Source organism: Paenibacillus sp. CB74, assembly GCF_055687625.1.
Map to the genome: position 1 here is coordinate 6,062,775 of NZ_CM146009.1, position 15,049 is coordinate 6,077,823.

General features: G+C 48.3%; 10 protein-coding genes. 9 read left to right on the top strand and 1 reads right to left on the bottom strand.

Annotation, left to right across the window (positions count from 1 at the left end; genetic code table 11):
- The first annotated feature begins 109 nt into the window (after positions 1–109).
- The 9 genes from ACX9NY_RS26670 to ACX9NY_RS26710 all read left to right on the top strand — a co-directional run bounded on the left by ACX9NY_RS26670 (position 110) and on the right by ACX9NY_RS26710 (position 14,633).
- Positions 110–676: a hypothetical protein gene (locus ACX9NY_RS26670; protein ID WP_472476062.1), complete on the top strand. Its 567-nt coding sequence runs from the start codon at positions 110–112 to the stop codon at positions 674–676.
- A gap of 148 nt (positions 677–824) precedes the next feature.
- A complete protein-coding gene (locus ACX9NY_RS26675) occupies positions 825–1,097 on the top strand; it encodes an alpha/beta-type small acid-soluble spore protein (RefSeq protein WP_017691962.1) in 273 nt (90 codons plus the stop codon).
- 256 nt (positions 1,098–1,353) lie between these two features.
- Positions 1,354–2,556 (top strand): methionine adenosyltransferase, encoded by a 1,203-nt coding sequence (gene metK / locus ACX9NY_RS26680; protein ID WP_472476065.1) that lies wholly within the window; start codon positions 1,354–1,356, stop codon positions 2,554–2,556.
- Between the two features lie 193 nt (positions 2,557–2,749).
- Positions 2,750–6,460, top strand: coding sequence for a SwmB domain-containing protein (locus tag ACX9NY_RS26685; protein ID WP_472476066.1), 3,711 nt, complete (start codon positions 2,750–2,752; stop codon positions 6,458–6,460).
- A gap of 441 nt (positions 6,461–6,901) precedes the next feature.
- Positions 6,902–9,625: a stalk domain-containing protein gene (locus ACX9NY_RS26690; RefSeq protein ID WP_472476068.1), complete on the top strand. Its 2,724-nt coding sequence runs from the start codon at positions 6,902–6,904 to the stop codon at positions 9,623–9,625.
- Between the two features lie 47 nt (positions 9,626–9,672).
- The gene (locus ACX9NY_RS26695) at positions 9,673–10,833 is read left to right on the top strand and encodes a sensor histidine kinase (protein ID WP_074092506.1); all 1,161 of its coding nucleotides are present in this window, start codon (positions 9,673–9,675) and stop codon (positions 10,831–10,833) included.
- A 7-nt stretch (positions 10,834–10,840) separates the two neighbouring features.
- Positions 10,841–11,563 carry a response regulator transcription factor gene (locus tag ACX9NY_RS26700; protein ID WP_026081439.1) on the top strand — a complete coding sequence of 241 codons (723 nt, stop codon included), beginning with the start codon at positions 10,841–10,843 and terminating at the stop codon, positions 11,561–11,563.
- 358 nt (positions 11,564–11,921) lie between these two features.
- On the top strand, positions 11,922–12,299 hold the full coding sequence (locus tag ACX9NY_RS26705) for a hypothetical protein (RefSeq protein ID WP_339238150.1): 378 nt from the start codon (positions 11,922–11,924) through the stop codon (positions 12,297–12,299).
- 444 nt (positions 12,300–12,743) lie between these two features.
- A complete protein-coding gene (locus ACX9NY_RS26710; RefSeq protein WP_472476071.1) occupies positions 12,744–14,633 on the top strand; it encodes a helicase-related protein in 1,890 nt (629 codons plus the stop codon).
- Between the two features lie 61 nt (positions 14,634–14,694).
- Here the strand turns inward: ACX9NY_RS26710 and ACX9NY_RS26715 are convergent, their stop codons facing one another.
- Positions 14,695–14,985 (bottom strand): hypothetical protein, encoded by a 291-nt coding sequence (locus ACX9NY_RS26715; RefSeq protein ID WP_472476073.1) that lies wholly within the window; start codon positions 14,983–14,985, stop codon positions 14,695–14,697.
- Positions 14,986–15,049: the final 64 nt, after the last annotated feature.

Here is a 15,049-nt window from a genome sequence, read left to right on the forward strand (position 1 = left end):
CCAAAAAACCTCGTTTCCACCCCAACGGAAACGAGGTTTTGCTTGTCGCATCCCTATTTTTTCTCTATAGTTAAAGTTAATAGATTACCAGAGGAGGAAAATGATTCACATGAAACCTTATATGAAAGTGTCCCTTGCTGCGCTCGCGATTGGTGTTGGCGTGTGGGTTGGGTCGGTATACAGCAATACAGCCATCGGTGCAGGGACAAGCCAGCCAGGAACAGCAGACGATCCGGTTGTAACGAAGAGTTATGTAGATCAGCAGATTCAAAAAGCATTGGGTGGCGGTGCTAGCACGGGTTCTGGTAACTCATCCGGTAACAATGCCGGCTCTACAGGAACCGGGAATTCTGGTAGTACAGGTGGAGATACGTCGCTTCCTCCACTGGTCTCAGGTGCTTCTGATGCCGTTGAGATCGTAACGGTGAAGCCGGGTCAACAGCTGATCGGCAAATCTGGCGCGGAGTTCATCGTACGTAGCGGCAAGGCTGTGATCGTCAGTGAGGGTACGAATGGTGTAGCGGATCTGACGGACGGGATTGACCTGACGAATGGACAGGCAGCGCCGACCAATCACCTGCTCTCTTTTCCAAGGGATGGACGGGGGATTGCTGTATTGGAAGGGAACAAATATAGCCTAACCGTAATGGTTCGTGGTGGATATACTTTGAAATAGGTTTTGCTTCTGTTAAAGGAATTATTCATTCTTCATCCATTTCATTTGCTCAGATTAACCAGTTCTAACAAACATTAATACGGCTAGCCAGCCTTGTTCCTGCTCACTCTATAACTGTTGATAATTAATTAATGGAGGTGCAGGAACTATGGCTAGAAGTAATCGCAAAGTGGTACCCGAAAGTCGTCAAATGCTGGATCAGATGAAGTATGAGATTGCTGCAGAGTTTGGCCTCAATGTGGGGTATGGTGGCAGAGGATTGGCTGGTGCGGATACAGAATTTGGATCTGAACTGGGTGAAGTGAGTGATCACTCTTATGGGCAATACAAAGGGTGGGGACATCTGACTTCCCGCGAGAATGGTTCGGTTGGTGGAGAGATCACCAAAAGGCTAATTCGTCAGGCAGAGCAGCACTTATAGGGCATTTTCCTTACCCCGTTTCGTTTGACACGTCTTGACAAATACGTTAAGATGGCATTTGAGGTATGCAACCTTTTCCACTAGGGAAAGGTTGATTTTCGTTTGAGGCAATTACCTGAAAAATCCTTATCTTCGTAACTCCGGACCTTGGGTCCTTATTCCATTTCGGAAAAGCTTCGAGGGTACAGTGAACGAATCGCTGTCATGTTTTGTTCGGGCAATCGCCATACTACTAGTTATGGGAGGTTGAAACTTCATGTCTATTAAAGGCCGGCATCTATTTACATCGGAGTCTGTAACTGAAGGACATCCGGATAAAATCTGCGATCAGATCTCAGACGCCGTATTGGACGCGTTTCTTGCAAACGACCCCAATGCTCGTGTAGCTTGCGAAGTTTCCGTAGCCACAGGCTTAGTGCTTGTCATCGGTGAAATCAGTTCAGCTTCTGAATACGTGGACATTCCGTCCATCGTTCGTAATACAATTAAGGATATTGGCTACACACGTGCCAAGTTCGGTTTTGATTATAACACTTGTGCAGTTCTGACTTCTCTGAATGAGCAGTCTGCTGATATTGCCCAAGGTGTTAACGCAGCGCTTGAGAATCGTGACCCGGAACAAGTTGCTCGTGAAACAGAAAACATTGGTGCAGGTGACCAAGGTCTGATGTTCGGTTTTGCAACGAATGAAACACCTGAACTCATGCCTTTGCCAATCGCACTGTCCCATCGGATCGCACGCCGTCTGGCGGAAGTGCGTAAGAACGGTACGTTGGAATATCTTCGTCCGGATGGTAAAACGCAAGTAACGATTGAATACGACGGTGACAAGCCGGTACGTGTGGATACCATCGTTGTGTCTACTCAGCACGCTGAAGAGACTACACTGGAACAGATCCAAAAAGACATTAAAGAACATGTCATCCTGCCTGTCGTTCCAGCGGAATTGCTGGATGAGCAGACTAAATATTTTATCAACCCAACAGGACGTTTCGTTATTGGCGGACCTCAGGGAGATGCAGGCCTCACTGGACGTAAAATCATCGTAGATACTTACGGCGGTTATGCACGTCACGGCGGTGGTGCGTTCTCTGGTAAAGATCCGACAAAAGTAGACCGCTCCGCAGCATATGCGGCTCGTTACGTAGCGAAAAACCTTGTAGCTGCAGGACTTGCAGACAAAGTGGAAATCCAGCTCGCTTATGCGATTGGTGTAGCCAACCCGGTATCGATCAACGTGGATACATACGGTACTGGCAAAGTCAGCGAAGAGAAATTGGTTGAGCTTGTGCGCAACAACTTCGATCTTCGTCCGGCTGGCATCATTCGTATGCTGGATCTGCGTCGCCCAATCTACAAACAAACCGCTGCTTACGGTCACTTCGGTCGTACAGATCTGGATGTACCTTGGGAGCAAGTGGACAAAGCAGACCTTTTGAAAACTCAAGCAGGTCTGTAATTAGCTAATTGCATAGTGATCTTCTACTGAAGCCCTTTATTCCAATATGGAATCAGGGGCTTTTTGCATCTTTTTACAAAATAAAACACCATACATTTCCATTTTATTAATTGAAAATCCCTCTTTGACCGACATAAATATAGAGGTCTGTAGATCAGACAATTAGGAAAATGGAGATGAGGGGGAAGGTTGGGTGTTTGTGAGAAAAATGGCCCGTAAGGGATTAGCTAGTCTTATGATTTTGATGTTAGTCACTCAAGGGATACTCGCCGGATGGGTAGGAGTTGAGTCCGCATATGCCGCTGATGAGTTAACGGAAAAAGGAATTCGCACAACGTCACCTGCTGTGAACGAACAGCAGGCGAGTGGATCAGCACCACTGACAATTGATTTTATTAAGCCAGTAAAGAAAATCGACACTTCTACTGAGGAAATTACTGTTTACCGAGTTCAGGATGACTCGATCGTAACAAAAGTTTCCGTAGCGAATGCAGCTGTGACTGTCATTGCAGATGATGCAGCTACTGATGCATATCTAGGGAAACGTGTGCAAATCCAGCTTCCTGCAACTCTGCCTGGAGGGTCATTCTATGTTACGATTGGTAGCCAGTCTTTCGTATATGGGGATGGTCAACCGGTTGAGGGTCTGAACAAAGAGTGGACATTCCGGACATCAGGAGTTAGTACAGCTCAATTAACTGGGCAGTCGCCTCTTAACGCAGCTGCGAATGTATCTCCTTCAGCCAATATTCAACTAACTTATGATCGGGCAATGAAAGTCGGTGCTGGCAAGCTCCAGATCTATCGTGGCACTACATTATTGGAAGAGATTGATGCCAATTCAAACCGAATTAGTTTCAATACGGCGAGAACCACGGTGACGATTGATCCAGTGAACAATTGGGCGAATAACAGCACGATTTACATAGCAGTTCCGGAAGGTTTTTTGCGTGATGACCTGAACAATGATACGGGAGCCATTCAGCGAACAACATGGGGATTCAATGTAGTATCCGATCCCACAGCCCTGACCGTATCCAGCCTGTCTCCAACAAACGGAGCAACAGGCGTATCACTCACGAATGAGTTTACGTTGACATTCAACAAAGATCTGGACCGGAATTACGCAAGTTCAGCTACGGTTAAGAATGCAAACGGCGGGATTGTGGCTTCGACGACATTAATTAGTACGTCCAACCCCAGACAGTTGCGCATCATCCCGCAAACGACTCTGACAAGCAACACAACGTATACGGTTGATATTCCTGCGAATGTGTTCCGGGATCAGACGGGGAATCTGTTTACGGGTCTGAATGGAACCACATCGTGGACCTTTAGAACGTTGACCGTAGACACAACACCACCTGTACTTAAAACAGCCAAAATGTACAGCAATACGATTATTCGATTAACGTATGATGAGTTGCTCTCCAGCCTTGATCCGTTTGCTTCCAGCTTCACAGTGACAGTTAACGGAGAGAACCGGAATGTAAGTTCTTCCTATGTTTCAGGAGACAGTGTGTATGTTGTTCTGGATACTGGTGTAGCTGTAGGTCAGGTTGTCCGCATTGCCTACGCACCGGGAACAGGAACACGTAAAATTCAGGATTTGTCTCTTAACGCGGCTCCAGCATTCGGAGCCAGAGATGTAGAGAATAGTCTCGATTCCATTATGTCGAAACCACGCGAAGGTACAGCATATTACAATACGATCAGTCTGTACTACCCAGAGACCGTCTATATTAACTCCAGTGATGCGGTGAGACAATTCAGTGTTACAGCAGACGGATCAGCGGTGGGCATCAGCAGCATATCCACCAATAACAGTTCGTTGGTAACGCTTAGTCTCAGTCGTTCCATCCAGAATGGTGAAGTGGTACAAGTATCCTACGCGCCAGGAACATGGCCGGTGAAAGACAGTCGTGGTCAAGCTCTAGCTGGATTCAACGGGTTCTATGTACGTAACAGTATTGACACGAAACCACCTGAGTTCAAGAGTGCAGAAGTGAGTGGTACGACGATGTGGATTAGATATAATGAGCCGCTGAGCCGTACGAACAAACCACTCAAGAGCCAATATTCCGTATTGGTAGATGGTAAAGCCGTATTTGTAAATGATTCCGAGATTGAGGATGATCTGATTACATTGACGCTAGCCAACACAGTTGCCAGTACTCAAAATGTAACCTTTTCTTATGTGCCAGGTACCCTGAGGTTAACCGATCTAAACAACAATCCTGCAGGATACGTTAATCTGGCTCCAGTAAAATATACCTTTGGTAACGGGAAAATATTGTCGGCAACGCTTCAAGGGGACAAAGTATATATTAACTTTAGAGATGCACTTCAGGCTCAGACGGCTCTAACGGCTGCACAGTTTAGTGTGCAGCTTGGAGGGACAACAACGAATGTCCTGAATGCTTCCATATCGGGTTCGATCGTGACTCTTAATCTCTCAAACTCGGCAACAGCAGGACAGACAGGGACGGTCAGCTATACTCCGGGAGCCGTTCCGCTGCGAGATGCGTTGAACAACACCATTACTGCGTTCGGACCGCTTCCTCTGCAACAAAATGGTAGTAGTTCGACAGGCAACCAGACGAACAGTCGTCCTTCTTGGCTTACAGAACAAGACTCGTCAAGTTATGGACAAGCTCTGCTTGTGATGAGCACAGATACAGCAGCTACAGTTTCGATGATGTCACGCAACAATCGCTCTACTCGTCAGTTCAATGTAGACGGTGCGAAGCTTTTGCAGACCTTCCAGTACGCAACAACAACTGGCAAAACAACACAACCTGTTGTATTTGAAGTCCCTGCCAGTGAATCTTCCGCTTATGTAGGATTCCCGCTTAACACATTGGCTCAGGTTGCATTAAGTAACCGTACAGGTTCAATTGGTGTCAAATATGGTGATCGTCTGTGGATGGTCCCACTATCCAATCTGGATGTATCCGCAATGAGTCAAGCTGTAGGGGGAAACACAACCAACACGGATGCCTCCTACTTCTATGTACAGGTGGAGACGGTTCCTGTCTCCAGTTCAGGGACGATCGACGGAATGCTGGCGGTTGCTGGAGCACAGAAGCTTGGTAATGTTACAGACATCTACCTCTCTGCATTTAGTGGAAATACGAATCAACGGGTAGAGCAGAATATCAAAAGCCAGCTCGCAATGCAGTTGCCTGTAAACACACCTACAGCAACTTCCGGGTTTACGTATATTGATCCGACTACACTGATTCTGGCGAATGTGCCGCATACGTTTGCGAGTACAACAGGAGGAGTGGTCGTTAAAGGACAACTGAACGGTAACCAGACCATCGTGCCTGTCACTCATTCCGTGAGTTATCAGGATACCTCCAGCCATTGGGCAGGTGCAGTCATCAAAGAGTTGTCGTCCAAATGGATCATTGGGGCCACGAATGGCTCCTATTACGGACCTAATCAGAAAATAACACGTGCCGAGTTTGCCGAATTGGTAGCGAAAGGTCTTGGTTTAAAAGGAGATCAGAATGCTGCACGTCGTTTCCGTGATATTCGTGGAGGAGATCTGACCAGTGCCTACATTGGTGCCGCGGCAGAAGCCGGCATTATTACAGGCAACACGGATGGTACATTCAAACCGGAAAGCGAAATCACGCGTGAACAGATGGCTCTCATGATGGTTCGGGCGATGAGCTACGGTGGGAAAACGGTCTCACTTCAATCCTCTGCTACGTCGACATTGTCCAAGTTCAAGGACAGCAATAAAATTCAGTCCAAGGATTCTGTTGCCAAAGCAGTGCAAGAGGGAATTATTCAAGGCATGACAGCGAGAACATTCGAACCCCAGGGGAACGCGACTCGCGCTCAGGCAGCAGTCATGTTAAAACGGGTTTTGGATAAGTTGGAATATCTATAAATTAACAGGGACACTTCAAGGAGGCGAACTTCTTGAGGTGTTCCTTTTTAGTAATCCTAGATTTAAACTATCACCACATGAATTGGTGAAAAAGGTATTAGAAAGCCGAAACCAATTATCATTGCAGAGGTACTATAATGATATTGAATTTGTGGTAGAAGACTTTTAAGTTAATAGGACATATATGAATTATAAATGGACTTCTGTTGTGCTGACTCGTGCACAGACGAAGTCTATTTTTTGATTAGTTGAACTACATAGCATAAACGTGTGGAATGGATTAACCAATAAATACCTCAAAGTTAGCTAGTGGCGTAACTTTTTCCACAAAAAGCAGTCTATTAATAGAAGAGTATACTAGGGATCTCGCTATCGGCTGCCTACTTGGCAGTGTTCGTGATGTCTAAGATTGATATACAAGATGGGAGAGACGTTTCAGACATGCTGGGGAAACATGGGAAACAGCTGGAAGACGTTAAGGGCAGTAAGGTGAAGAAATGGGCGATTGTGACACTGGCGGGTGTAATCTGGATTGCACCGGTGATGAGCGCAGGTGGGCAGATGTGGTCAGGTACTTCGTGGCAATCGGTGGCCGCAGCGGCATCTACGAATACAAGTAAGTTGAGTGAAGAAATTCTGACTTCGGGTGCGAAGCTCATGAAATACAGATATACGACAACACGTTCCGGTTCCAAGGTCAACGTACTGGCGGATGTGGTCCAGGTGGATCTGCAGAACCCGTATGTGAAGCTGGATGTGATGACAGGCAAGGGCGGTAATCTGAACAGCAAACAGAGCACAGGTGCCATGGCCAAGGAAAATGGTGCAGTGGCAGCTGTAAATGGCGATTACTTCAATGTATCCGGTGAACTCGCGCCGATTGGTGGACAGGTCTCTGATGGCGTACTGGTCTCCACACCTTCCGAACTGTCGGGCATGTATGCACTCACGGTGACCAAGGACGGTAAACCGATGATCGACGAGTATTCTTTTGATGGAACGGTGAAGGCCCAGGATGGTTCAACCTTTGCTTTGCGTGGGATAAATAAAGAGGATTATACGGTAGAGTCGGGCGCGGTGAAATATAGTCATGCCAACTCTATGTATATTTATACACCGGCATGGACCTCCACTAAACGTCCGAATGACCCTTCCACAACGCCAACAGAGGTTCTTGTGCAGAACGGAGTCATTACCCAAATCTCGGATAAAAAAGCGTTAAACATGACGGTGCCGCAGGATGGGTACATTTTGCGTGCGCATGGAACAGCAGCGACATGGATCATGAGCCATCTCTCTGTTGGGCAAACCTTGGATGCGGATTACAAGCTGAAAGCCAAAACAACCGGGCAATCGGTTGATCCAAGTAATCTGGAGATGATGATTGGTGGTCATACCATTTTGGTGAACGGTGGCAAGGCGGCTTCCTTCTCCCGGGATATCGCTGCGTCCGGTATTGGTGGAATTCGTGCAAGAACGGCAGTAGGCTACTCTCAGGATGGTCGGTATGTCTACATCATTGCAGCGGAGAAAAACAGTAACAGCAGCGGGATGTCGCTGACAGAACTGCAATCCTTTATGACCAGCGTGGGTGTCTGGAAAGGTATGAACCTGGACGGTGGCGGCTCCACAACGATGGTAACACGTCCGTTAGGTGAGCAGACCGCAGGTCTGACGTTCAACACAGAGTATGGCACCGAGCAACGTCAGGTTGTAAACACGCTGGGTGTGTTCTCTACGGCTCCAGCAGGTAAACTGAAGGGCTTTGCCGTGAGTGGCAGCCAAACGTTGCTGGTGGGGCAAGAGGGCAAGTACACAGCCAAAGGATATGACACCTACTACAACCCGATCGCAACAGGTGATATCAGCATGTCTTGGAAATCTAGCAACAACGGCATTGTGAGTGTCAGCAACGGCACGATCAAAGGCGTAAAACCAGGCACAGCAACGCTGACGGCAACGAGCAATGGAGCTTCATCTTCCATTAAAGTATCGGTACTGGGTGGAAGTGAATTGGCTTCTCTGACAGCAGGATCAGGTCTCGGTTCGCTCAAAGCGGGCACAACGATGTCCATTCCTGTAACGGCAACAACGAAGAGCGGACAAAGTGTGACAGTTCCGGCCGATTCGCTGACATGGGAATTTATCGGGTTCAAAGGTAAAGTTACGGCGGACCAATTAACCGTATCTTCGGTCAACTCTGGTGCACAAGTGGGATATGCGATTGGACGTTATGATGGTTACAGCACAGTCGTTGTACTCTCGGCTTCTGCAAGCGAAACGATCTGGGAGAACTTCGAAAATGTGAGCTATCCGATCAACTTCACGACAAACGCAGCGGGTGTGACCGGATCGGCAACTGTTACAGCAGGAACGGGTGAAAAAGCCGGCTCCAATGTATTGCAACTTGGTTATGACATGACTGCTGGAACAGGTAAAATGTATGCTTATGCACAACTGAATGGTTCTACCGGCAGAGAGGTATCTGCTGCAGCGACATCAATGTCGATGGATGTTATGGGAGATAAGAGCCTGAACTGGTTGCGCGCTGAATTCACGGATGCCAATGGCAAAACGGTATATGCCGATCTTGCTAAAGCGATTGACTGGAGCGGATGGAAGAAGCTGAGCGTGGACCTGAACGGACTGAATATCGCCTATCCGGCGAAGCTGAAGCGAGTTTATGTGGTGAATGTGGAAGAGGGTCAGGATGAGCGCGCGAAGACAGGTATGGTTGCTTTTGACAATATCGCATTCACGATGCCTTCCAAGTCCAGTGAAGTTGGATTGCCTACGGGAACAGCTTCGCTTGTGCTTGGACAGAAATCGATGACGGTGAATGGAACGAAAAAAGCAATTGATGCAGCACCAGTCCTGAAAAATGGTACGACGTATGTGCCAATCAAACATGTTTTGGACGCTTTTGGTGGTCAGGCAAGCTGGGATAGCAAAAATCAGCGGATCACAGTATTACGTGGTAGCAAGCTGATTGATCTGGTTGTAGGGCAGAAAGAATTCATTCTAAATGGTAAAAGACAAAGCGCAACTGTTGCACCATACGTAACGGGTGGTAGGACTTTAGTCCCACTCAGACTCGTTTCCGAGCAGCTTGGACTCACTGTAAAATGGGAACAGAAAACGAAGACCGTTACCATCTCATCGTGATATGGTATGATATATACCGGAAACGATAGAAATGGAGTCGAACAAACGTGGATTTACAAGCCGATGCCATAGACCGCGTCATTAAAAACGCCATACAAGTCATGGAAAACAGCAAATATCAAATGTTCGAAATTATGGACGCAACTCGCGATGAGCTGAAGACACTCAACGAGGAGTTGAAGTCGGTACTGAAGGAAACGGCGGAAACGATCGAGAAAGTAGATCAATTGGAGTTGAACTACCGCCGTTCCCGGATCCGGCTGACTGAGGTTAGCCGCGACTTTGTCCGTTATTCCGAGCATGATATCAAGCAGGCGTACGAGAAAGCAACACAGCTGCAGCTGGATCTGATGATTTATCGTGAGAAGGAAATGTATCTGAAAGCCCGTCGGGATGATCTGCAGAAGCGTGCCAAAAATGTGGAAGCTTCTGTAGAGCGTGCCGAGACCATCGGTTCGCAGATGGGTGTTGTACTCGAATACCTGTCAGGTGAACTGGGTCAAGTGACCCGGATCATCGAATCTGCCAAGAATCGACAAATGATTGGTTTGAAAATAATTTTGGCCCAGGAAGAAGAGCGGAAACGTATTGCTCGTGAGATTCATGACGGGCCTGCACAGATGCTCGCAAATCTAGTGCTTAGGACGGAAATTGTAGAAAGAATGCTCATTAAGCAGGATTTTAAGATGGTCCAGGCCGAAATAGTAGATTTGAAAGGCCAGGTTCGTTCCAGTCTTGAAGAAATGAGAAAAGTTATTTTCAATCTGCGTCCTATGGCACTGGATGATCTGGGACTGATTCCAACGCTTCGGAAGTATGTGCAGGATTTTGAGGTAAAAACAAAAATCCGGTCGCTTTTTGAAACAAGAGGTAAGGAACACCGTTTATCTTCCGCGATGGAGGCAGCGATCTACCGCCTCGTGCAGGAAGGTCTGTCGAATGCTGCAAAGCATGCTTATCCCACTTATGTTGTAGTGGAAATTACATACCAGGCTCAGCTCGTCAAAATTGTCGTTCAGGACAATGGGCTTGGGTTCAAACCGGAGCTTCTTGCAAAGAAAAGCAAGGATCATACCCACTTCGGTCTGATTGGGATGAGAGAACGGGTTGAACTGTTAGAAGGAAGAATAGAGATTGAGTCCGGAGAAAATCAAGGAACCAAAATAGTGATTCATATCCCGACAAACGTGGATAAGGGAAAGGAGTAGCAGGATGATGGAAAACCGTGATACTGGTAAAGCATCGATTAAAGTTCTTTTGGCTGATGATCATCAGCTGTTCCGTGAGGGACTGAAACGCATTTTAAATATGGAGGACGACATTGAGGTCATCGGCGAATGCGGCGATGGAATTCAAGTGCTCGAATTCTGCAATCAGGATAAACCGGATATCGTATTGATGGATATCAACATGCCGATTGAAAATGGGGTTGAAGCAACGGAGAAATTGCGTGAGCTGTTCCCTGATGTCAAAGTCATTATCTTGTCCATTCATGATGATGAAAGTTATGTGTTTGAGACGCTTCGTAAAGGGGCTAACGGATACTTGCTGAAGGATATGGAGGCCGAGTCTCTGATCAATGCGATTCGTTCCGTGCATGAAGGACATGCGTTCATCCATCCAAAAGTAACAGGCAAACTGATCATGCAGCTGCGTCGTATGACGTATCTTAATGAAACAGGGGCGATGAGTGAAGGAGCTTCGAAGGAAGCGGGCGTTAAATTTGTCGCTGGTGACAATAACCCGCTCACACGTCGTGAGGCTGAAGTGCTTCGCTTAATGGCAGAAGGTAAGAGCAACAAAATGATTGGTGAATTCCTGTTCATCAGTGAAAAAACAGTAAAAAACCATGTCAGCAGTATTCTGCAGAAGATGGAAGTGGACGACCGTACACAAGCTGTTATCAATTCGATCAAATATGGTTGGGTTACGCTCTAATACCTTATGTTTATCGTAGAAGCAGTATTCTTATGGTAAGTCAGTCCATTGGTTGATTCAACCTTGACGAAGTATAGATTGGTGTTCACTCGCGCCCTTTCCAGAATGCTGGATTGGTCTGCGGGTTAATGGACTTTATCACTGCAAATGAGCAAAGCGTAAGGTTGTGCGGAACATGTGTTCAAGCTTAGGCGTGAATGAATGACCTGGCCTGTCTTTCTTCGTCCGGTGTCGATCAGCGTGGAATATGAGTGATAGGAAATGCAAGTGTAACCCTTCAGGAAGTACAGCATATACTTGTTGTATACAGGGATGTTCGCCATGGGTGAGCATGACCTTCCGAGGAGGTGCAGTTGCCATGGTTGCTCATCTGACTATGATTCTGCTCATATACTTCCTGGCGGCAATGGCCGTTCATGCCATGCACCAGCGCCATCTTTCTCGTCCGGAATCTGAAGGATTCGAGCAGATCTTGCTCATCCCTTCCAATCAGGCAGGGCGGATCGAAGGCATTGTAAGAGCACTTTGCCGGGAATTGTTATACCGTGGAAAGAGCTTCAGATTAACCGTTGTTGCTGATCGTACAGAAGCGGAAACGATTACGATTATTGAAAAGCTTATGCAAAGGCAAGGAATGGAGACATCTTATCTGCCTGCTGTCCCTGCTGATATTGAACGGATAGCACAGACCGATCACACTTTTCGACTGATCGATTTGCGTGAGTCTGAGCAATAAATCATCATCTGAACGGGAAATGGGATTAACATTTCGTAGATCTACAGTGAAAAGATTACAGCAGAAGCTGTAGTCTTTTTTTGTAATTGTAGCCAAGTCTGCTTTTAAATTAAAAATGGGTTTTTATGCAATCTATGGTTATTGCCTGGGTCCTGACGACGTAGTGATCATTAAAATAAGTTTTTCGAAGTCAGAACTCTTAATTTAAAAGTATAGACGATAGAGATTGGAAAAAGTTTCGCAATTTTATAGAAAGATTCTGGTTATTAGAAGAATTGTATGATGCGTGAATAACCTTGTGCTGTGAAGATTCAATTGGTATAGTCATAAGTAGATTGATCATAAGAAGATTGGATATGGACATGAAGCACATGCGCCGGCGAATAGCCGGGTTGGCATGTGCTTTTTTGCGTTCGGAAAAATAACGATGGGGGAGGAGAGTAAATGAAGGTTGCCTTATATGTGTGCCGTACAGGGGAAGGGTGGAGCATGATGTTGTCACTCGATATTCGTGTGGATGTGGCCTGGTGGCTAGAGGGAGGAAGTGGGCGACATGTGCTGCGCTGGTTGCTGTTAGATCAGGCGTTGCCGTTAAGTCAGGCATCCTGGTTGGTTGAACATTTTGAGATGGAGCGAAGCATGGATCAGTGGGGCCAGCGCGAATGGCAGAGTTATCTTGCGAGGAAGCTGGATGTATATGAACTGGCCTCGGGGGAAGTTGAGGCGAGAAAAGGTGTAGCGGGCACAGCGGGGAATGTCGCTGCGCGTCGCATTCAGGTAGGCGGGATGCCGCCGTCGTATCCCGCCGGGCAGTGGGCTCAGCTGGAGCGGGACGCGGCCCTGCTGGCTGAGCGGATCAGCGGCCGCCAATTACTGGCGGCCGAGGCGGAGGCGTTGCTGGCGGATACCGCCCAGCCGCCAAGGGAGTGGCGCGCGGCTGCGCAGCTCGCGTGCTTGCACGGGCGGCTGAGTATCACAGCCGCCCTCCAAGGGCCTGCCACGCGCCGTCGGCACGCGTGGCTTGGACGCGCGCGAAGCGCGCCCCGCTGCCACCGTTGTGGCAGCGAAGCCAGGCAGCGCGTGCCCTGCGCTGCCTGCGGCCTGGCGGCGTGCGCCTACTGCGAGGCCTGCCTCGCGCTGGGGCGCAGCCGTGCTTGTGCGCCGCTTCTACGCAGTGCAGCGCAAGGGGCCGTGCCAGTACGCGGCGAAGCACCGCGTGGCACGGCCTTGGCCCCCACCGGCGGCGGGCTCGCCCGGTGGGGGCTTAGCGCAGCGCAGAGCGCGGCAGCAGCCGCGGCGCTCGCGTTTTTGGCCCGGCCACCCGCAGGAGATGGGCCGGGGCGGTTCTTGCTGTGGGCCGTGACCGGGGCCGGCAAGACCGAGATGATTTTCCCCTTGCTCCAACATACATTGGATCGCGGTGGACGAGCACTGGTTGCTACGCCGCGCAGAGATGTGGTACTGGAACTGGCTCCGCGTCTGGCCAAAGCCTTTCCGGACACCTCGCTCGCTACCCTTTACGGAGGCAGTGACGAACGTTGGAAAGACGCTCAACTGACGCTCGCGACCACACATCAACTGATGCGTTTTCACCAGGGATTTGATCTCGTCATCATTGATGAACTGGATGCTTTTCCGTATCACAACGACCCCATGCTCGCTCACGCAGCGTCATCTTCTTGTAAGCCGGAGGGCAATTTCGTCTATCTGTCTGCTACACCGCCAGCTCGGCTACAAAGGGAGGCGGCACAGGGAAGCCTCACTCATGCCAAAGTTCCAGTGCGTTTCCACCGTCATCCTTTGCCTGTGCCAAAATTGATCAAGATGGTTACCGTTGCTGAATGTATTAAGAAACGAAATCTTCCGTCTGCTTTGAAAACTAACATCCAAATTTCATTGCAGCGTGACGCCCAGGTATTTGTGTTTGTGACACGCATTGCCCAGATTGAGGCGTTTGTGAATCTGGTGCGCCGTACCTTTCCCGGAATACATATCGAAGGAACTTCATCTCAGGATCCCGATCGCGCCAGCAAAGTTACAGCCTTTCGTGAACGTATAATTCGTCTGCTCGTAACCACCACAATTCTGGAGCGTGGCGTGACCATTCCGCGTAGCGATGTCTTTATATTGGATGCAGACAATGGACTCTTTGATGAAGCTTCACTGGTTCAGATGGCGGGCAGAGCAGGACGTTCGATGGATGACCCGGCGGGTAGAGTGGTTTTTGCATCATCTCGTCGGACACGTTCACAGGTGAAGGCCGTTGCACAAATTCGGAAAATGAACACCATCGCTCGTCGCAAAGGCTACCTGCATCCGCCATCCCTGAAATAATTGTTAATTGTTTTCTTCCTAAATATATGAATTAGCATCCATATTTCAAATTACACACAGTTTATATTTCCGTACATACCATCAGATTCTCCAGACCAGATTGGAGGTTTACACCATTATGTTTAACTGGCTCAGCAACATCACCGATCACGCTCAGCTTCTTACCCAACGCCTCCATCATCTGCTCGCCCCACCTGGAGCGACTTGTCTGACATGCGGCACTCGGGCGATCCTTTCCTCGCTCTATCCGGGTATATGCCCACGTTGTGTGAAACAAATTCCATGGATTCGTTCCATCCGCTGTCTGCGTTGCGGTCGCGGTGTCGGATGCCCGGACTGTGCTCGTCCACATATGCAAAACCGTTCTTTTATCCTCAACCGCAGCGCCGTACAGTACACCCCTCTTATGAAAGAAT